A 19,002-nucleotide genomic window follows, 5' to 3' on the forward strand; every position below is an offset into this window, starting at 1 on the left:
GGTGTTGGCCGGCCGTGAACAGCGTGAGGATCTGGGAGAAGAGCTACGCGCTGCGCCGACGGCTGCTGCGTGGCTTCTTCCTGCGTCGCGGTTCTGCCAGCGAAGACGCCGAGGACCTGGCGCAGGAGGTATACCTGCGGCTGCTGCGGGCCACCGGCGAGAATGCCGCAGCGATCGAGAACCCGGAGGCCTACCTGTTCACGGTCGCGGCCAACCTGGCACGCGAGCACGCGCGCGCGCGTTTGTCGCTGCCGCCGCTGGAAGACGTGGATCAGCTGGCCGAAGTGCTGAAAAGCGAAGAAGACATCGAGGGTGAGTTCGAGCGCGCGCAGCGCTGGAACGATATCCGCAGCACCATCGCACGTCTGCCGGCGACCACGCGACGGGTGATGGAGCTGCATTACCGCGACGGGCTGGACTGCCCGGCAGTCAGCCAACAGTTGCAGGTGTCGGTGCACATGGTGCGCAAGCACATCGGCAAAGGTCTGGATGCCTGCAGGAAGGCGCTGGGCGCCAGGGAGCACGCATGAACCGAAACGCATCGCCCATGGCCGACGACACGCTCGCCTGCGAGGCAATGGACTGGTTCCTGCGCAATCGCGAGGGAGCGCTGGACGAGGCCGAGCGGGTTGCGTTCCTGGACTGGATGAAGCGCTCGCCCGAGCACGTGCGCGCCTATATGCACGCCCTCGCGCTGCACCGGCAGGTCGGCGAGGCACTGCAATCGCCGTTGCCGGAGGAGGCGCCGGCGCCGCCACGGCAGGCGGCCGCCAAAGTGGTGCCTCTGTTCGATAGTGCCCCCGCCGCGCCGCACGCCGCGCCGCTGCGCCGCCGCACGCGCGGGTGGGTGATGGCTGCCGCAGCCTGCATCGCCCTGCTCGGCGTGGGCCTGGTTCCGCAGCTGATGCCCACCGAACAGCTGTACAGCGCCGACCACGGTGAACTGCGTGACCTGGTGCTGCCTGACCGGACACAGGTGCGGCTCAACGCGGACAGCCGCCTGCGGGTACGCATGGGCTGGTTCAGTCGCAAGGCGGAACTGCTGCAGGGCGAGGCGACGTTCGACATCGCACGCGACCGCCGCCCCTTCGAGGTGCAGGTGAACGGCCTGGAGATCCGGGACATCGGCACAGTCTTCGACGTGTCGCGACGGCTGCAGAGCACGCGCATCGGTGTGGTTTCCGGCGAGGTCGAGGTCTGGAGCCAGGGCGCGGGCGCCCGCCGCCTGGCCCAGTTGGGGCAGGGCCGGGTGGTGCAGGTCGACGCGCGCAGCCATGCGGTGGAGTCATTGGACATGCCACTGTCGATGCTGCTGGACTGGCAGCAGCGCAAAGTGTCCTTCCTTGACGAGCGCTTGGACGAAGTGGCTGCTGCCTTCAACCGGCACAACCAGGTGCAGGTGCGCGTGCTGGACGAGGGCGCGGCATCGGCACGGTTGTCCGGCAGCCTCGATGCGCATCGCATCGGTGCGCTGCAGGCCTTCCTCGAACGTGACCCGCGCTTCGTGGTGAGCCGCGAGGGCGACATAGTGCGGGTTGGCAGCCGCTGAGGCCGAGGTGGCCGTGGACTGTCAGAAAAAATTCATTGAATCCGCGTTCTCCACTTTGGTGGATGCGGGCTCTTACTTGGGAGAAGCCGCTGCCGATCCGCGCAGCGGCGCCTGCTGCCTTCTCTCTTCCAAGGACCCGTGATGCGCAACACGCTCTACCTGTCGATCATCCTCGCCCTGTCTCCCGGCAGCATGCCATTGGCCTTCGCCGCCGCCGCCGATGGCCTGGAGGCGCGTGTGTCCACGCAGATCGCGGCACAGCCGTTGGCGCGTGCACTGGAGCAGTTGTCACGCAGTTCCGGGGTGCAGTTCCTGTACTCGGCCGATGGCGATGCCCGCATGGCCGGTGCGGTGCCGCGCGGTGCCACCGTCAGGCAGGCGCTGGATGCACTGCTGGCCGGTACCGGCCTGGGCTACACCGTGGTGGATGGCAATGTCATCGCCATCGATCCGGCACCGGTACGCAAAGCGCCGAAGCCCGCCGCACCGAAGCCGCGCGAGGCCGAGGCGGTGGTGGCGCCGACCCTGGACACGGTGAAGGTGATTGCCGCGCACGAGGTGATCGACCAGAAGAAGACCTCACCGGTGATCAAGGATTCGGTGGTCTACGACGAAATGGACAGCTACGGCGACGAGACCCTGGCCGAGAGCCTGATGGCCGCTCCAGGCCTGAGTGCGGTGGAGGATGCCGGCGAGCCACGTTACGTGACGGTGCGCGGCGTACAGGCCAATCTCAACTACACCACCATCGATGGCATCGCGATTGCCAGCGTGGGTGGCAGTGGCTCCGGCGAGCGCATGAACAACCTGCAGCTGATTCCCAGCGACATCGGCACCCGTACCGACATCTACAAGAGCTTCAGTGCGGAGCAGGCACCGGATGCGATCGGCGGCGTGATCGACATCATCAGCCGCAGTGCCTTCGACCGGTCCGGCAAGTACGTGTTTGCCGACGTGGCAGGCATCTATTCCACGGCCGAGACCAACGTCGAGCGCAGCGCTGGCGGCAACCACGAAACCCTGGGCCACTTCGGCAAGAGCGCCAAGATGGTGTTCTCCAACCAGTTCGGCGCCGGGCAGGAGTTCGGCATTGTTGCGGTGGCACGCTATGAGCAGCGTTCGCGCAACAGCGTCAAGCGCTGGGTGGAGTCGAACTACTACTACAACGACGCCGGCAAGTACCTCACCGACGGCACCACCGGGCCGGATGAGGCCAAGGGTTGGAACGGGCTGCGTGCGCCCGGCAATTTCAGCACGGGCACCTACACCAACTTCATCACCAACTTCGGCGGCTCGGCCAAGCTGGAATGGAAGCCGTCGGACGATCCGTTCTACGCATCGCTGCTGCTGTACTCGTACCGGTTCTACGAGAACTCGACGATGAACAAGACCGACCTGTACGGCAACGCCAAGTTTCCGATCCGCAACCAGACCGAGGACAGCGGCACCACCCAGATCAACAGCATCTACATCAAGAACCGACACGACCGATGGGACCGCAGCAACCGCGGCGCCATCGCCAGCTTCAACTGGGACATCGGCGACCGTTCGCGGCTGAGCCTGCGTGGCGGCCATACCGAAGAGACTTTCCACAACAACCAGGTCTACTGGGGTGTGCGCGCCTACCCAAGCAGCCTGTTCGTCGACTACGAGAACGACAGCCACGGTTTCCCCAACGCGGTAGCGGTGTCCGATTCCAGCCTGTTGACCAGCTCGGCGTTCAAGCTCAATCCGGCGCAGGCCTATGTCTCCCCGCGCGATGCCAAGGAGAGCATCGACAACCTGCGCGCCGACTTCAGCTACAACATCGACGCCGATGCGCGTGGCTTCGGCCTGGCCACCGGCGCCGAATACCGCCACCTGAAGATCTGGCAGGACATCGACTTCGACTACTTCAAGAGCAGCGCCACGCTCAACGATTACCTGTATCCGGGATCGACGCTGCTGGGCAGCGTGCCGGGCTTCCCGCTGATCGACAACCGCAAGTGGAACGAGGAACTGCTACCGGAACTGGGCAACAACAATGCGGCGTATCCGAATGCCAACTTCACCAGTGACTACAGGTACGTGGAGGACATCACCAATGCGTACGTGTCCGCGCACTACGCCTGGGACCGGCTGCTGCTGATCGGTGGCCTGCGCCATGACCACACCCGCTTCGATGCCTACAGCCCGTTCAGCAATGATGGCGGCACCACCTATACCTCCGCCTTCCGCAACACGAGCGGTGGCTACAACAACCTGTTGCCCTCGTTGAATGCGACGTTCAAGCTGAGCGAGGACCAGCGCCTGCGCTTCTCCGCCAGCCGCACGCTGGGCCGGCCGACGCCGAGCAACATTGCCCAGGCCACCAGCACCAGCTGTGGCGATGACGAGGAGGGCAGGGGCTTCTGCACCATCAAGCAGGGCAATGCGAACCTGCAGCCGCGCCGTTCCACCAACATCGACCTTGCATGGGACCTGTACTTCAACGGCAACAACGGCCTGGTCTCGGTGGCGTTGTTCGACAAGGTAATCAAGGACGACATCTACACCCTGACCACCTTCGAGAACGTGGGCGATACCCGTTACCGGGTGACCCAACCGATGAACACCGATGAGTCCAGGCTGCGCGGCGTCGAGTTCGCGGTGGCCAACCGCAACCTGCAATGGGGCCGCCAGCGCTTCGACATGTACTTCAACGCCACGCGGCTGGAAGGCAGGACCAACTACCGCATCACCGATGGCACCGAGCGACGCCTGGACCGGCTGCTGTACCAGCCGGACTGGTCGCTCAATGGTTCGGTGATCTGGCGCATGCCGTGGAAGAACTCGCAACTGCGCCTGTCCGGAACCTACCGCAGCCGGATGCTGGTCGACTTCGGCGATACCCAGTGGCTGGACTCGTACTACGACCCGTACATGACCTTCAACATGGCCTTCAGCCACAAGGTCAGCAGGCACGTGACGCTGAAGTACGAAGCCAAGAACCTGTTCAACACCCAGCCGACCTACAGCACCGGCCCGAACGGGCGCTTCCGTACCGAGATCGACGACTACGGCCGCTTCTTCTACTTCCACATCATCTACAACTGAGGGCACAGCCGTGGAGACGATCAATCGCAGGCGATTCCTGGCCCTGGCCGGCCTGTCCGCTGCCGGCGCCTGGATGGGCACGGCACGCGCGCTGGCCTCGCAGGCCGATGCCACCACGCTGAACCCGCGCAACCTGCTGGCCAAGCCGCGCTTTGCCAGCACGCCCTTCACCCTGGGCGTTGCCTCGGGTGATCCCACGGCCGACGGCATGGTGCTGTGGACGCGGCTGGCGACCGAGCCGCTGGTGTTCGGCGGTGGCATGCCGACCCGGCCGATGGTGGTCGAATGGCAGCTGGCGGCGGACGAAGGCATGCGCAAGGTGGTACGCCAGGGTTCGGCGCTCGCGCATCCCGAACTCGGCCACGCGGTGCACGTGGAACTGGAAGGATTGGCGCCCGGACGGCCCTACTGGTACCGCTTTACCGTGGGTGGCCACGTCAGTGCAGTCGGTTGTACCCGCACGCTGCCGGCAGCCGCGGCAGCGGTGGATCGCGTGCGCTTTGTGGTGGCCGGCTGCCAGCACTACGAAGAAGGCCACTACACCGCGTGGCGGCGCATCGCCGAGGAGCCGCTGGATTTCGTCTTCCACTACGGTGATTACATCTACGAAGGTGAAAGCCAGCCTGGCCTGCGGAAGATGAACGGCCAGCCGTTCATCAACCTGCGCAACCACGTCGGCCCGCAGACCTACACGCTGGATGATTACCGCCGCCGCTACGCCCAGTACAAGAGCGATGCCGACCTGCAGGCCGCGCATGCGTCGGCACCGTGGTTCGTCACTTTCGATGACCATGAAGTGGACAACAACTGGGCCGGCGCCGAAGACCAGGACGATACGCCCAGCGAAGTGTTCCTGCTGCGGCGCGCACAGGCGTTCCAGGCCTACTACGAGAACATGCCGCTGCGCCGTTCGGCATTCCCGCGCGATGGCCACATGCAGCTGTACCGGCGCGCACGCTACGGAACGCTGATGGACCTGCACCTGCTCGACACACGCCAGTACCGCAGCAAGCAGGTGAACATGGCGCTGCGTGAGGACGTGGAATCGCCGGAGCGCAGCATCGTCGGTGCGAAGCAGGAGCGCTGGCTGTTCGATGGCCTGGCTGATGCCGCACCGCGTTGGCACACCATCGCCCACCAGGTTGCGCTGGGCAACTACATGCGCGAGAAGGACGGCGTGGTGCAGTCGTCCGATGACCAATGGTCGGGTTACCTGGACAGCCGTCGGCGCCTGCTCGACCACATCCAGAAGGTCGGCTTCGGCAACGTGGTGACCGCCTGTGGCGACGCGCACCGGCATTACGCCAGCGACCTGGTGCAGGACCATCGTGATTCGGGCGTGGTCTCCAGCGAGTTCCTTGCCACTTCGATCACTTCAGGGGCCGATGGCCAGGGCGTGGACGCTTACGCCCGCAACCAGCTTGCGCACAGCCCCAATCTGAAGGCGACCACCGACAAGCGTGGCTATGTGCTGTGCGATGTCACCCGTGATGCGTGGATCGGCGACATGAAGACGCTGGATACGGTGATGCGGCCGAACGGTACCGTGCAGAGCTGGAAGCGCTACGCGGTGGAGCACGGCCGGCCGGGGCTGCAGGAGGCCTGAATCTAGCGGTCTGCGCTGTAGAGCCGAGCCCACGCTCGGCTGCTTCTTTCGGGGCAATGCGACCGGGGCGAAAGCTGCCGAGCATGGGCTCGGCACTACAGGGATTCTTCAATCGTGCTCGAACCGCAGCGGTTCGGTGCCCATCGCCGGGTCACTGGTGCCGGGGCGACCATCCTCGGCGCGGCCGGCCAAACGCAGCACACTCCCACCCGCGCTGATGCGCAGGTCATACCAGCCGGCGGTAGGCGTTGCATCCCACGCCAATGAAGTCTGCGCATGTGCGGGCAGCGCCAATGTCTGTTCGGGCATGTGTCCTGCATAGGCGCCGCCATGCACGCGCACCTGCTGTGCACTGTCACCCAGATTGCGCAGGTGCAGCCGCAGCTGGCCATCCGCGCGATCAATTGAAGCCTGCACGGCAGGAGCCTTGGCCGCACCCTGGAAGTGGCGGTGGAAGCCGTTCGGACCGAGCAGCCACAGGTCATAGCGGCCCTGGGCGTCCAGCGGCCAACGCTCGCGCAGCGGCATGCCCGGCAGCAGCGTGTAACGGCGCGGCACCGCCTCCAGCCGCAGCCGATCGTAGACATGCAGCACTGCCGCTGCGCCCTCGCAGGACAACGCCAGGTCAACGCCCGCGACGTCGACCGCAGCAATCGATGCCTGCGGTCGATAGGGAAGGGCACGCGCCGGGCGTACACCGCTTTCCTGTTTCGCTGGCTTCAGCCCCTCTGGCAGCGCGGGCACGGTGCGCCCCGGCAAAGCAGCGGCGCGTGCGGCCACCGCGCTCACGTCGGGCAGGCCGCGGACGAACGGGCGGGTATCGCGCTGGGCAAAGTCGAACGCAGTGCTGAGGTCGCCGCAGACCGCGCGGCGCCACGGCGAGATGTCCGGCGCGGACACACCAAAGCGGCGTTCGATCAGTCGAATGACCGAGGTGTGGTCGTACACCTGCGAATCGACCCAGCCACCGCGACTCCACGGCGAGATCACGTACAGGGGCACGCGCGGTCCCAGACCGTACGGGCGACCACGCAGTTCGGCGAGATCGTACTTCTCGTCACCCGGTGCCGGGTGACGGTGGTACTCGCCTTCGGTGCTGACCGAGGACGCACCTGCCCAGCCACCGTCCACCGGCGAAGGCGGTGCCGGTGGTGGCATGTGGTCGAAGAAACCGTCGTTCTCGTCGAACATCAGCAGCAGGGCGGTGCGGCTCCACACCTGCGGATCGGCGGTCAGTGCATCCAGCACGGGCGCGGTATAGGCCGCGCCCTGGGCCGGGCTGGAGGGGCCGGGATGCTCGCTGCCGGCCGCGTCGGCGATGATGAAGCTGACCTGCGGCAGGCGTCCGTCGATGACGTCCTGGCGCAGCTGCGCCAGGCCACGCGTGCTGACCCCGCGTGCGCGCAGCTGCGGGTCATGCCCCGGCGCAGCGCGGTAGGCCTGGCGGAACGCCTCGAAGCCGGCCAGCGGGTTGTCGGTGAAGTTGTCGGCCATGTCTTGGTAGATCTGCCAGGATACCCCCGCCTTCTGCAGGCGTTCGACATAGCTGGCCCAGCGGTACGACGCAGGATGCCCGCCGTGCTCGGGGAAGTTGTCGTGCGAGTTGGCGATCACCGGGCCGCCGGCGCGGGCGGCAGCATCGTTGTGGCCGGTCCACAGGAACACCCGGTTCGGGTTGGTTCCGGCCTGCATCGCGCAGTGGTAGGCGTCGCAGATGGTGAAGGCATCGGCCAGGGCGAACTGGAAGGGCAGGTCGCTGCGCTGGAAGTAGCCCATCGAGTGGTTCTGCTTGGCTTTCGGCCATTGCCCCATGCGTCCGTGGTCCCAGGCCCGCTGTGCATCCGGCCAGGTGTGCGGCGTGCCTTCCACGCGCATGTAGCCGAAGTGCGCGGCGGTATCCAGCGGGAACGGCGCGATCGCGCGCTTGCCGCTGGCATCGGGCTGCAGCCACAGGTTGCGCGCGCGGGCGCCGGCCTGCAGTGCCTGCGCCGGAGCGACGAAGCGATCGCCGAAACCCCGCACACCCGGCAGCGTGCCGAAGTAGTGGTCGAACGAACGGTTCTCCTGCATGAACACCACGATGTGCTGCAGGTCTTCCAGGCTGCGGGTTTGCGCGGCGGGGGCGATCGCGGCGGCCCGGGCGATGCTGGGCAGCAGCGGGGAAAGGCCGGCGGCAACGCCGGCCTGCAACAACCGGCGTCGGCCGATATCGGTCACGGGCTCACTCACAGGTCCACACGGAAGGAGATGCCGACGGTGCGCGGAGCGCCGATGAAGGCGTTGTCGCGGCCGTCCACCCCCGCAAGATACCGCTTGTCGGTGAGGTTGCTCACCACCAGGTTGGCACCCATGCCCTTCAGGCGCGGCGACAGGCCCTGCAGGTCGAAGCCGATGTTCGCGTTGAACACGGTGGCCGAGGGCAGCTTGTTGACGTTGGCGGCGTCGAGGTAGCGGGTGCCCAGGTAACGGCCGGACAGGCCGAAGTTCCAGTTCTCGCCCTGCCAGTCCGCCGAGAGTACGAGGGTCTGTTCGGGTTGGCCGATCACCTTGGCGCCGTCGACGATGCCCAGCTGGGTATCACGCGCGGCATCGCCACTGCCCAGGTACTTGGAGCGGTTGTAGGTATAGGCGGCGTTGAGGCGCCAGCCGTTGTCCCAACCGTAACCGAACGCCGCTTCCAGGCCGTTGCTTTCCACGCCGCCGAAGTTCTCGTAGACGCCGTCGGTCTCGCCCAGGTAGTCGATGCCGCTGACGAAGCCGGCCGGCAGGTAGACGATGCGGTTGTCGAATTTGATGTTGTACAGCGTGACCGAGGCGGTCAGGGGCCAGCGGCTGATGCGCATGCCCACTTCAATGTTGTCAGCGGTCTCCGGCTCGACGTTGCGGAAGCGCTGCGGGTCGGTCTCGCCGAGCACGCCGGAGGGGATGGCGGCGAAGTTCTGCGAGAAGCCCGCGAACAGCTCCATGCCTTCCACGCCGGGCGCCCAGGTGAAGCCGGTGGACAGCAGCGGATCGGACCTGGAGTCGGATGTGACGTGCTCGCTGGCACCGATCACGCGGCGGCGCGACTGGTCCACGAAGAACTGCTTCACGCCGAGGCGCGCGCTGAACGGGCCGAAGCGGGCCACGTCCTCGACGTAGTACATCTGTTCGTCGACCTTGTACTTGTCCTCGAACTGTACCCAGTACGGCTGGTGGTCGAAGGCGATGTCCTGGCCGACGTTGAGCAGGCGATGCCAGTCGCGGCGTGCCGAACGGTCCAGCTTCTCCACCCACAGGCCGCCGCGGATCGTGTTGTCGACTGCGCCGAAAGTCTGGCGCCATTCGCCGTCGGCGGTCACGCCCATGCGGTCGTTGTCGTAGTGGGTGTGGCGATACGACTGCGCGCCCAGCACGTTGCCGGCGTAGCAGTTCGGATCGTACTCGGCGGTGAAGCCCAGGCGCGGGCTGCAGCTGGCCAGGCGCTGCGCGGCACTGCCATCGGGATTGACGAAGAAAATCTGGCCACGGTTGCTGCCGCCGTACACGGTCTTGCCACCGAGGTATTCCGACTCCGGGCGACCGGCTCCGTCATCGCTGACCTGCGCCAGATACGGTGGCAGCCAGTCGCCGCGGCCTTGCATGCGGTGCCCGTAGGCGGCCACCGAGGCCTTGAAGCCGTTGCCACCGTCGAAGGCCGCGCGCAGGTAGCCGAAGGTGTTCTCGCGCAGCGCACGCGAGCCGGAACGGTAGTTCTGGTCCAGGTAGGGAATGCCGGTGAGGGTACCGACCAGGTTGTCGCGATCCGGATTGGTCGCGAAGCCCTTCGGTGAGACGCTGGTGTACTCCGGCTCGTCCGCATCGTTGTAGGACAGGTAGCCGGTCAGGGTCCAGCGATCCAGTTCGGTGATGAACTTGCCGGCGATGTGGTCATTGCTGGTCTTGCCGCTGCCATCGATCCAGTCATGCACGCGCGCCGACGAGGCACTGACCCAGGCGCGGGTGTGGCCGCCGAGCAGGCCGGTGTCGTAGCGCACGTAGTACTTGCGCGCCTCGTTGTCACCGGCGCCGACCACGAAGCGCAGGCGGCTGTCCTGCAGCGGATCGCTGGTGAGGAAGTTGAGGGTGCCGCCCAGGGCCTCGTTCGAGCGCGAGGAGATATCGGCGGTGCCCTGGCTGACTTCCACCGTTTCCAGGTCGAGGGTGTCGATGTAGCGGTTGGCCAGCGAGCCGCCGCCGTAACCCGAGCCACCATTGGGCAGGCCGTCGATGGTGGTGCCGATCTGCTGGGTATCACGGTTGGTGACGAAGCCACGCATGCTGATCTGCGTGCCCCACACCGACGAGCCGGTGGCATCGGCCTCGCTGACCACCACGCCGGGCACTTCGTTGAGCGCGTCGTTGACGCTGCTCATCACGGTCTGCCGGTTCAGCGTTTCCGCACGCACCGAAGTCTTGGCATAGCTGGTGGCCTGGCCGATCACCTGCACCTGGTCGAGGGTGCGGGCCTCACTGCTGCGCGCTTCAGCGGCATCGCCCTGCGGTGCTTCGGCCAGGGCGTCCAGTGCGGGAGCGATCAGCAGGGCAAGCAGCGAGACACGGGGAAAGCGCGCAGACGTTCGCATCGAGACCGGACCTTCAGAGCAGGGAAGCCCCGGAGTGTCGGCAGCGCCAATGACATCGGCATGACGTGGCGATGCAGGAATCGTGTTGTGCGACGGCCGGCACCCGCCGCCTGCTTCAGTACCGTGCGTCCTTGGGCTTCGGGTCACGCGGCCAGTCCTTGCCCTTGTTGGCGAAGTCCGGCCGCGGCTGGTTGATGAAATAGCCGGCGATGTCCACCGCATCCTGGTCCGGCATCACCTGCTGCCCCAGCGGCGGTGCGCGGGTCACTGCCGGTGGCATGTTGTGCTTGATGAAACCGGCCGCCTTGTACAGGCGCGCCATGCCGGCACCGATGTTGAAGCTGTGGTCGCCCCACAGCGGCGGGAAGGCGATGTCACCGCTGGCATCGCGTCGGCCTTCGCCGTTGTCGCCATGGCAGGCGGCGCACTGCACGGCATACAGCGCCTGGCCGCGGACCGGGTCCGGAGTCAGCGTGCTGTCGATGGGGCCCTCACTGGGCGCGGCCACTGTTGCACCCTCTGGCACCGGGCTGCTCAGCCACGCCATGTAGTCGAGCATCGCGCGCATCTGCGGTGCGTCCTTCGGCAGCGGCTTGCCGTTCATCGAGCGCTGCAGGCAGCCATTGATGCGCTCGGTCAGCCCGATCACCTTGCCCGGGCGCGGCATGTAGCGCGGATAGGCACCGCCGCCGGTATTGAAGTAGTGGTTGCCGAACGGTCGCTTGCCCTCGGCCATGTGGCACGAATTGCAGTTCAGATCGTTGCCGACGTTGTCCGGAAGCAGGCGCGCGGTCTCGTTGAGGATGCGCCGGCCGAGCATCACCGATTCGGCATTGCCCAGTCCGGCGATCTCCTCGGCACTGGGCGCGTGGTAGTGGGCGACCAACTTGCCCTGTGCATCGAGGATATCGATCGTACTGGCTACGGCGGCATCCAGGCCCGGGTGCAGGTGACGATAGGCGAGGGTGCCCGCACCGGCCAGCAGCACCACGGTGATCGCACTACCGAGCAGCAGGCGGGAACGTTTGCGCGAACGCTTCATCGTGCGGCCTCCTGCGGATCGAAGTGCACCGGCTTGTCACGCACCACCCGGCGCATGCGTGCCACCTCGACCTCGCTCACCGCGCTGGCCTGGTTGCCCCAGCTGCTGCGGATGAAGGTCAGGATCTGTGCCAGCTGCGCGTTCGGCAGCTGCTCGAAGCCGGGCATGGTGAAGGCCATGCGGTCGTGCGGGGTATGCGGCGTGCGACCCCCGATCAGGGTCACCTGCACCAGCGAACTGGGGTCGTCGGCGAACACGATCGAGTTGCCGGCCAGGGCCGGATAGACGCGTGGCATGCCGCGCCCGTCGGCACGGTGGCAGGCCTGGCAGTGCTCGGCATAGGCCAGCGAACCGGCCACGCGATAGTCGCCACTACGCAGCGCGGCGGTGGTGGTGTCGGTACCAGGCGACCACTGAGCACTGCGTCCCTCACGCGCCGGCAGCTGCTTCAGGTAGCGCGCCATGGCCAGCAGGTCAGCGTCGGACAGGTACTGCGTGCTGTGCTCGACCACGTCGGCCATGCCACCGAAGGCTGCCGATCGATCGGTGCGCCCGGTGCGCAGGAAGTCGACGATCTCGCCCTCGCTCCAGCTGGCCAGGCCGGTCGATTCATTGCGCAGGTTCTTCGCATACCAGCCTTCCAGCACCGAGCCGGACAGGAACTGGCGGCTGCCATCGTCGGCCATCGCCTTCTCCTGGAACGCCAGCCCACGTGGTGTATGACAGGCGCCGCAGTGGGCCAGGCCCTCAACCAGCTCAGCGCCACGCTGCTGGCCCACATCCAGCGACGGATCCGGGTTGAAGCTGCGCGGGCGCGCGAACAGCAGCTGCCACCATGCCAAAGGCCAGCGCATGTTGGCCGGCCATGGAATCGTGCTGTCGGCGTTGCTTTGCTTCACCGGCTGCACCGAGCCCATGAAATAGGCATACAGCGCCTTGATCTCGGCGTCGCTGGCGATCACGTACGAGGCATACGGCATCGCCGGATACAGCGGCTGGCCGTCGTGGCGGATGCCGCGGCGGACCGCGCGTTCGAAATCGGCGTAGTCGTAGGCACCAATGCCGGAGTCCGGATCGGGGGTGATGTTGGTCGAATAGATCGTGCCCATCGGCGTCTGCATGCCCAGGCCACCGGCGAACGGCTTGCCGCCCGGCGCGGTGTGGCAGGCCGCGCAGTCGGCGGCACGTGACAGGTAGCGCCCCTGCGCGATCAGCGCCGGATCGTGGATGTCGACCTGCGCGGTCTGTCGCGGTGCGAACCAGTAGGGCGTGCTGCGGGCGATGCCGTAGGCGGCGGCCACCGTGGCGGCCAGGGCAATGGCGAGCTTGAACGAGATGCGCATGGCGGCACTGTGGGCACTCCCGGGCGCGCGTTCATTGATCCGGATCAATGACTGAACGGATACAGCTTTTACACCAAACTGAATCGTTCCTGCGTTGTCATCAAGCCGTCATCCGTGCGCGATAGATGGCCGGTCTATTGGGCGTTACCGTCCCAATCTGTCTGATTCACCCCTATGACGTGATATGAAGCGCCTGCTGCTGTTGTTGCTGGCGTGCGCCGGCCTGTGGCTGGCCGCATGCTCATCCTCGATCAACGCCTCGTCCACCTCACTCGCCGATCAGCTGATCGCGCCGGGCGGCGTGTCGACCCTGCTCGATCGTCCGCGCATCGCCGCGGCCATCGCCGAACTGCCCAACCGCCATGGCTTCGCGGCGGGCCGCGATGGCGTGCCGATCTTCTGGCGCGTATTCGATCCGGGCGACTACGGCGCGCGTTACCGCTACCTGCCGCAGCGCCACGAGAACGGCCTGCCGCTGGATACCGGCCTGAGCCTGGCCGTGCCGCAGCCGTTCCGCGCGCAGGCGCCGCGCGGCACCGTGGTGCTGCTGCATGGGTGGATGATGAACGGTGATTCGATGCTGCCATGGTCGCTGCAGCTGGCCGAATCCGGCTACCGCGTGGTCACGCTCGACCTGCGCAACCATGGCCAGTCCGGCACCGGCCCGTCCGGCTATGGCACCTATGAGTCGGATGACGTGGTCGATGTGATCGGCGAGCTGCGCGCGCGCGGCGAAGTGACCGGGCCCCTGTACCTGTTCGGTGTGTCCTATGGTGCGGCCACGGCGGTGTTCACCGCCGACAAGCTGGGTGACCAGGTCGAAGGCGTGGTGGCGATGGAATCGTTCGCCAATGCCGGCGTGGCGATCCGCACCATGATCCCGCACCTGATGGGGCTGCAGCCGGAAGGCCTGAAGGCGCAGGCGGTGGCGTCGTACGCGCGCTGGCGCTACGGCGGCCAGGACATCAACCAGGTGATCGCCGCCGCCAGCCGCCGCATCGACGTCGATCTGGACCGCGTGGACGTCGCGCGTGCGTTGGCCGATACCCGCGCCTGCGTGCTGTTGCTGCACGGGCAGGGCGACCAGCACATTCCGGTCAGCCAGGGCCGCGAATTGGCCCAGGCCAACCCGCGCGCGCACTACATCGAAATGCGCGGCGAGGACCACATCACCCTGCCGCTGCGGCTGGACCTGCTGGCGGGCGTGGTCGATGACTGGATGGCGCGCGACGAGCACCATCCGCAGAGCGCGTGCCCGGCACCGCAGCTGCCGGCCCAGGCTGAGTGGCTGGCGCGCAGCTGAGAAAAAGGGGACGGAGGGGATTAAGTCGTTTCCAGGCCAGGCGTGCGGGAAACGACTTAATCCCCTCCGTCCCCTTTTTCTGTCAGGCCACGCGTCGTGCCAGTGCGCGGGCAGACGCCGCGACACCGAGCAGCAGCGCGGCCACGCACAGGAAGGCGAAACCGAGGCTGGTGGCATGCGCCAGTGCGCCGATCGCTGCCGGACCGGCGAGGATGCCGGCGTAACCCAGTGTGGTCACCGCGGTGATGGCGATGCTCTCCGGCATCACCCGCTGCTGGCCCGCCATCGAGAACAGCGCCGGCACGATGTTGGCGCAGCCCAGCCCGACCAGTACGTAGCCGGCCAATGCCACCGGGAACGAGGGCACCAGCGTGGCCAGGGTGAAGCCCGCCGCAGCGGTGATGCCGCCGATGATCAGCGTGCGGGTCCGGCCGAGGCGCTCGACGATGCCGTCGCCGAACAGGCGCATCGCGGTCATCGCCAGGGTGAACAACGCAAAGCCGGCCCCGGCCTGGTCGCGCGGTACCTGCCGCACTTCCGCCAGGAACACCGCACTCCAGTCCAGCATTGAGCCCTCGGCAAGGAACACCACGAAGGCCAGCACGCCGATGAACAGGACCACGCCGTGCGGCAGCGCCAATAGCGGGCCTTCGTGCAGGATCCGTTGCGGACGCCAGTGCGGTGCCGACAGCACGGCAACCAGCAGCAGCGCGGCCACCGAAAGCAGCGCGGCCAGCCACAGCGGCGTGCCGAGGATCAGCAGCCCGGTCATGCAGCCGGCGCCGACGAATCCACCGATGCTGTAGAAGGCGTGGAAGCCGGACATCATCGCGCGTCCGGCGTCGCGCTCGACCGCCACGGCCTGCATGTTCATCGCGCAATCCAATGCACCGACGCCGGCGCCGAACACGAACAGCGCTGCGCCCAGCGCCACGGGCGAGGGTGCCAGCACCAGCAAGGGCAGGGCGCCCAGCATCATCGCGCAGGTGATCACCATCACCCGACGGCATCCCAGTCGCCCGGTCAGCGCACCTGCCAGTGGCATCGCCAGCAACGAACCCAGCCCGAGGCACAGCAGCACGGCGCCGAGACTGGCGTCGGACAGCCCGGCCTTGGCCTTTGCGTAGGGCACCATCGGCGCCCACGCGGCGGTGGCGAATCCGGGAATGAAGAAGGCGGCGCGGGTGGCGTGCTGCTGGGCACGTGGGGATGAAGGCGTCATGCTTGATGCGAAGCTCCGGGAGAGCTCCATGAAATCGTTATCAGGCCAGGTCGGCAAGTGCCATGCATGACATCAAACGACGCATACGATTGCAGTGACCCGATTGCGTCACCAGCGATTAACGCCACGCACGGACAGTGGCTGCACAGTCGGCATTCCGCCGGCCGCTGCCGGAGACCTGTACATGAGCACGACACCGACCATCCTCCTTGTCCATGGATTCTGGGGCGGGGCCGCACATTGGGCCAAGGTGATCCTGGAACTGCATCGCAACGGCCACGACCGTGTGCAGGCGGTGGAACTGCCGCTTACCTCGCTGGCCGACGACGCAGGACGCACCCGGAAAATGATCCGGCAGATCGACGGGCCGGTGCTGCTGGTCGGCCACTCCTACGGCGGCGCGGTGATCAGCCAGGCCGGTAGCGAGCCCAACGTGAAGGGCCTGGTCTACATCGCTGCCTTCGCGCCTGATGCCGGCGAGAGCCCCGGTGGCATCACCCAGCAGCACCTGCCGGAGGCAGCGCCGAACTTGGCACCCGACAGCGATGGCTACCTGTGGCTGCGTGCGGACAGGTTCCATGAGAGCTTCTGCCAGGACCTGAGCGCCGACGAGGGCCGGGTGATGGCGGTGACCCAGAAGGCGCCGTTGGCGAGCACCTTCGGTGATGCGGTCAGCGATCCGGCCTGGAAGCACAAGCCGAGCTGGTACCAGCTGTCCCGCCAAGACCGCATGATCGCGCCGGACAACCAGAAGGCCATGGCCACGCGCATCCAGCCCAAGCGATTGCTGGAGCTGGATGCCAGCCATGCCTCGCTGGCCTCGCAGCCGAAGGAAGTGACCGCGCTGATCCTGGAGGCCTGCGCCGCCATCGGCGGCTGAGCCCGCGCGGCGCGTCGCACCGCACGACAGGATTCCACCTTCGGCGAGATCACCAACCCGGCCACGCAGGCCAAGGTGGTACATCGCACCCAACCGTATTGGTTGCTGGATGCGATGGCGCGTTATGAATTCAGTGATCGCCTGTCGGCCACGCTCAACGTCAACAACCTGCTGGACAAGCGCTACTACACGATCTTCAGCTGGTACAGCACCTACACCTGGGGTGAGCCGCGCAATGTGCGGCTGGCGATGACGTACAGGTTCTGACGCGGGTCCTGTAGAGCCGAGCCCGCGCTCGGCTGGCTGTCACACCGCAGCCGAGCGTGGGCTCAGCTCTACGGAAATGCGCCCGCGATGCTTTGCGGCATCGCGGGCGTTGTGGTTACAGCGGCAGGTCGAACACCAGCACTTCGGCGTCGTTGCCGTTTTCCAGGGTCAGCTGCGCTTCGTCGCTGACCTGCAGTGCATCACCGGCTTCCAGGGTGATGCCATTGACCTGCAGCTGGCCTCGGGCAACCTGCACATAGGCACCACGGCCATTGCCGAGCGCGTGGTGCAGCTTCTGGCCGCCATCGAGGATGGTGGCGAAGATGCGGGCATCCTGGTGGATGCGCAGCGAACCGTCGGCACCGTCCGGCGAAGCGATCAGGCGCAGCTGGCCGCGCTTGGTCTCCGGGGCGAAGTGGGTCTCGTCGTAGGACGGCGTGATGTTCTCGCGGTCCGGGAAGATCCAGATCTGCAGGAAGTGCACGGTCTCGTCGGCCGAGTGGTTGAATTCGCTGTGGCTGACACCACTGCCGGCACTCATGCGCTGCACGTCGCCGTAGCGCAGCACCGAGCCGGTGCCCATCGAGTCCTTGTGCTCCAGCGCGCCGCCCAGCACATAGGAAACGATCTCCATGTTGCTGTGGCTATGGGTGCCGAAGCCCTGGCCGCCGATCACCTTGTCTTCGTTGATCACCCGCAGCGGGCCGAAGCTGACGTAGCGGGGGTCGTAGTAGTTGGCGAAGGAGAAGGTATGGCGCGAGGACAGCCAGCCATGCTCGGCCAGGCCACGGGTAGCGCTCTTGCGGATCTGCAGCATGATGGAATCTCCTTGTTCGATGGTTTCGATGGGGCGGGGTGAGGCGGTAGTTGCCGTGTTTCCCCGTTGGAGAGAAGTATCTGCTTGCGCCCGGGGTTTGAAAAACGGATAGTTTTGACGGCCATCATCGAAAAATTCGAATGCTCAAGCTCAGCCTCGATGCCCTGCAGATCCTGGATGCCATCGACCGCCGCGGCTCCTTTGCCGGCGCCGGCAAGGCCCTGCACAAGGTGCCCTCGACCATTTCCTACACCGTGGCCAAGCTGGAGGAGGACCTCGGCGTTCAGCTGTTCGACCGGGTCGGCCCGCGTGCCGAACCGACCGAGGCCGGACGCGCCCTGCTGGACGAGGGTCGGCATCTCCTGCGTGCGGCCCGCGAGCTGGAGCTGCGGGTGCGCCGGGTGGCGTCGGGCTGGGAGACCGAACTGACCCTGGCGGTGGACTCGGTGTTCCCGACCTGGCTGCTGGGCCCGGACATCGCCGCGTTTCGTGAGGCGGAGGCGCCGACCCGGCTGCGGCTGATCGGCGAGGCCCTGTCCGGCACCTGGGAGGCCCTGCTGGACCGGCGCGCCGACCTGCTGGTCGGGGCGCCGGGCGAGGGGCCCAGTGGCGGTGGTTACGTGGTCGAGCCGCTGGGCACGGTGGAGTTCGTGTTCGCGGTCGCACCGGATCATCCGTTGGCCAAGGTGCCGGGCGTGCTCGGTCGCGAGCAGCTGGTCGAGCACTGCGCGATCGCCGTTTCTGATTCGGCGCGGCGGTTGCTGCCGCGCACGGTGGGCCTGTTGATGGGGCAGGAGATGCTGACCGTGCCTGACATGGCCAGCAAACTGAAGCTGCAATGCGAAGGTGTGGGCTTCGGCTTCCTGCCCGAGCCGTGCGCGCGCGCTGCAGTGGCGCGTGGCCAGTTGGTGATCCGCGAGGTGGAGGAACACAAGCCGGAGGAAACGTTCTGGCTGGCCTGGCGCACCGGCGAGGACGGCGCGGCACTGCGGTGGTGGCGCGAGCGCCTGCGTAGACCGGAGCTGCTGTCGCAGTGGTGGCAGGCAATGGCCAAGGGGTAGGGTTTGGCAGGGCTGCGCCCTGCACCCGCCGAGGCCAAAGCAACAGCAACAGCAACAGCGTGCATTCCGTGAGGTGGCGGGTTGGGTCCGGCTGCGGGAGACGCCGTAAACCCCCAGGCCGGCCCAGCCGCTGGCGGCTGTGCGTTCGGGCGCTTGCGAAGCAGTGCTTCGCAAGCAAAGCGCCCTCACCCATGGGGGCTTGGCCGCGGCATCCATGCCGCGGACACTCCCGC

At 66.7% G+C, this 19,002-nt stretch carries 13 protein-coding genes and 1 pseudogene; 8 read left to right on the forward strand and 6 right to left on the reverse strand.

Translation table 11 applies throughout. The features are described 5' to 3' along the window. Positions 1 to 14 precede the first annotated feature (14 nt). The 4 genes from AC5P7F_RS21020 (at position 15) to AC5P7F_RS21035 (ending at position 6,230) form a co-directional block, all read left to right on the forward strand. A complete protein-coding gene (locus AC5P7F_RS21020) occupies positions 15 to 530 on the forward strand; it encodes a sigma-70 family RNA polymerase sigma factor (RefSeq protein ID WP_164077752.1) in 516 nt (171 codons plus the stop codon). Continuing rightward, entirely contained in the window at positions 527 to 1,549 is a 1,023-nt protein-coding gene (locus AC5P7F_RS21025) for a FecR family protein (RefSeq protein ID WP_164077753.1), read from the forward strand. The genes AC5P7F_RS21020 and AC5P7F_RS21025 overlap by 4 nt, the downstream gene beginning before the upstream one ends. 141 nt (positions 1,550 to 1,690) lie before the next feature. Then, the gene (locus tag AC5P7F_RS21030; protein ID WP_164077754.1) at positions 1,691 to 4,624 is read left to right on the forward strand and encodes a TonB-dependent receptor; all 2,934 of its coding nucleotides are present in this window, start codon (positions 1,691 to 1,693) and stop codon (positions 4,622 to 4,624) included. Positions 4,625 to 4,634: 10 nt separating this feature from the next. Next, a complete protein-coding gene (locus tag AC5P7F_RS21035; protein ID WP_164077755.1) occupies positions 4,635 to 6,230 on the forward strand; it encodes an alkaline phosphatase D family protein in 1,596 nt (531 codons plus the stop codon). 108 nt (positions 6,231 to 6,338) lie between these two features. On the opposite strand, the gene AC5P7F_RS21040 is transcribed toward AC5P7F_RS21035, so the two are convergent. From AC5P7F_RS21040 to AC5P7F_RS21055, 4 genes are all read right to left on the reverse strand, one after another. Further along, the gene (locus AC5P7F_RS21040) at positions 6,339 to 8,447 is read right to left on the reverse strand and encodes a phosphocholine-specific phospholipase C (protein WP_481462499.1); all 2,109 of its coding nucleotides are present in this window, start codon (positions 8,445 to 8,447) and stop codon (positions 6,339 to 6,341) included. Between the two features lie 8 nt (positions 8,448 to 8,455). Next, positions 8,456 to 10,834, reverse strand: a complete 2,379-nt coding sequence (locus AC5P7F_RS21045) for a TonB-dependent receptor domain-containing protein (protein ID WP_164077757.1) — start codon at positions 10,832 to 10,834, stop codon at positions 8,456 to 8,458. A 115-nt stretch (positions 10,835 to 10,949) separates the two neighbouring features. After that, complete coding sequence (locus AC5P7F_RS21050) at positions 10,950 to 11,876, reverse strand: c-type cytochrome (protein ID WP_075076268.1); 927 nt, start codon at positions 11,874 to 11,876, stop codon at positions 10,950 to 10,952. After that, positions 11,873 to 13,219, reverse strand: coding sequence for a c-type cytochrome (locus tag AC5P7F_RS21055; RefSeq protein WP_481462500.1), 1,347 nt, complete (start codon positions 13,217 to 13,219; stop codon positions 11,873 to 11,875). Before AC5P7F_RS21055 ends, AC5P7F_RS21050 begins: the two co-directional genes overlap by 4 nt. Positions 13,220 to 13,403: 184 nt before the next feature. Here AC5P7F_RS21055 and AC5P7F_RS21060 point away from each other — a divergent pair, with 184 nt between their 5' ends. Then, positions 13,404 to 14,522 (forward strand): alpha/beta fold hydrolase, encoded by a 1,119-nt coding sequence (locus tag AC5P7F_RS21060; protein WP_014646733.1) that lies wholly within the window; start codon positions 13,404 to 13,406, stop codon positions 14,520 to 14,522. 82 nt (positions 14,523 to 14,604) lie between these two features. On the opposite strand, the gene AC5P7F_RS21065 is transcribed toward AC5P7F_RS21060, so the two are convergent. Beyond that, positions 14,605 to 15,744 (reverse strand): MFS transporter, encoded by a 1,140-nt coding sequence (locus tag AC5P7F_RS21065; protein ID WP_164077758.1) that lies wholly within the window; start codon positions 15,742 to 15,744, stop codon positions 14,605 to 14,607. Positions 15,745 to 15,928: 184 nt separating this feature from the next. Here AC5P7F_RS21065 and AC5P7F_RS21070 point away from each other — a divergent pair, with 184 nt between their 5' ends. Both AC5P7F_RS21070 and AC5P7F_RS21075 read left to right on the forward strand, forming a co-directional pair. Then, a complete protein-coding gene (locus tag AC5P7F_RS21070) occupies positions 15,929 to 16,624 on the forward strand; it encodes an alpha/beta hydrolase (protein ID WP_014646735.1) in 696 nt (231 codons plus the stop codon). Between the two features lie 24 nt (positions 16,625 to 16,648). Beyond that, positions 16,649 to 16,891, forward strand: a pseudogene (locus tag AC5P7F_RS21075) (TonB-dependent receptor domain-containing protein); the annotation flags it as partial. A gap of 115 nt (positions 16,892 to 17,006) precedes the next feature. Here AC5P7F_RS21075 and AC5P7F_RS21080 read toward each other — a convergent pair. Further along, the gene (locus tag AC5P7F_RS21080) at positions 17,007 to 17,708 is read right to left on the reverse strand and encodes a pirin family protein (protein WP_164077759.1); all 702 of its coding nucleotides are present in this window, start codon (positions 17,706 to 17,708) and stop codon (positions 17,007 to 17,009) included. A 140-nt stretch (positions 17,709 to 17,848) separates the two neighbouring features. Between AC5P7F_RS21080 and AC5P7F_RS21085 the strand changes: the two genes are divergently transcribed. After that, a complete protein-coding gene (locus AC5P7F_RS21085; protein ID WP_046429929.1) occupies positions 17,849 to 18,769 on the forward strand; it encodes a LysR family transcriptional regulator in 921 nt (306 codons plus the stop codon). Positions 18,770 to 19,002 lie beyond the last annotated feature (233 nt).

The sequence above is a fragment of the Stenotrophomonas sp. YJH_SMC_105-26 genome (assembly GCF_059368915.1).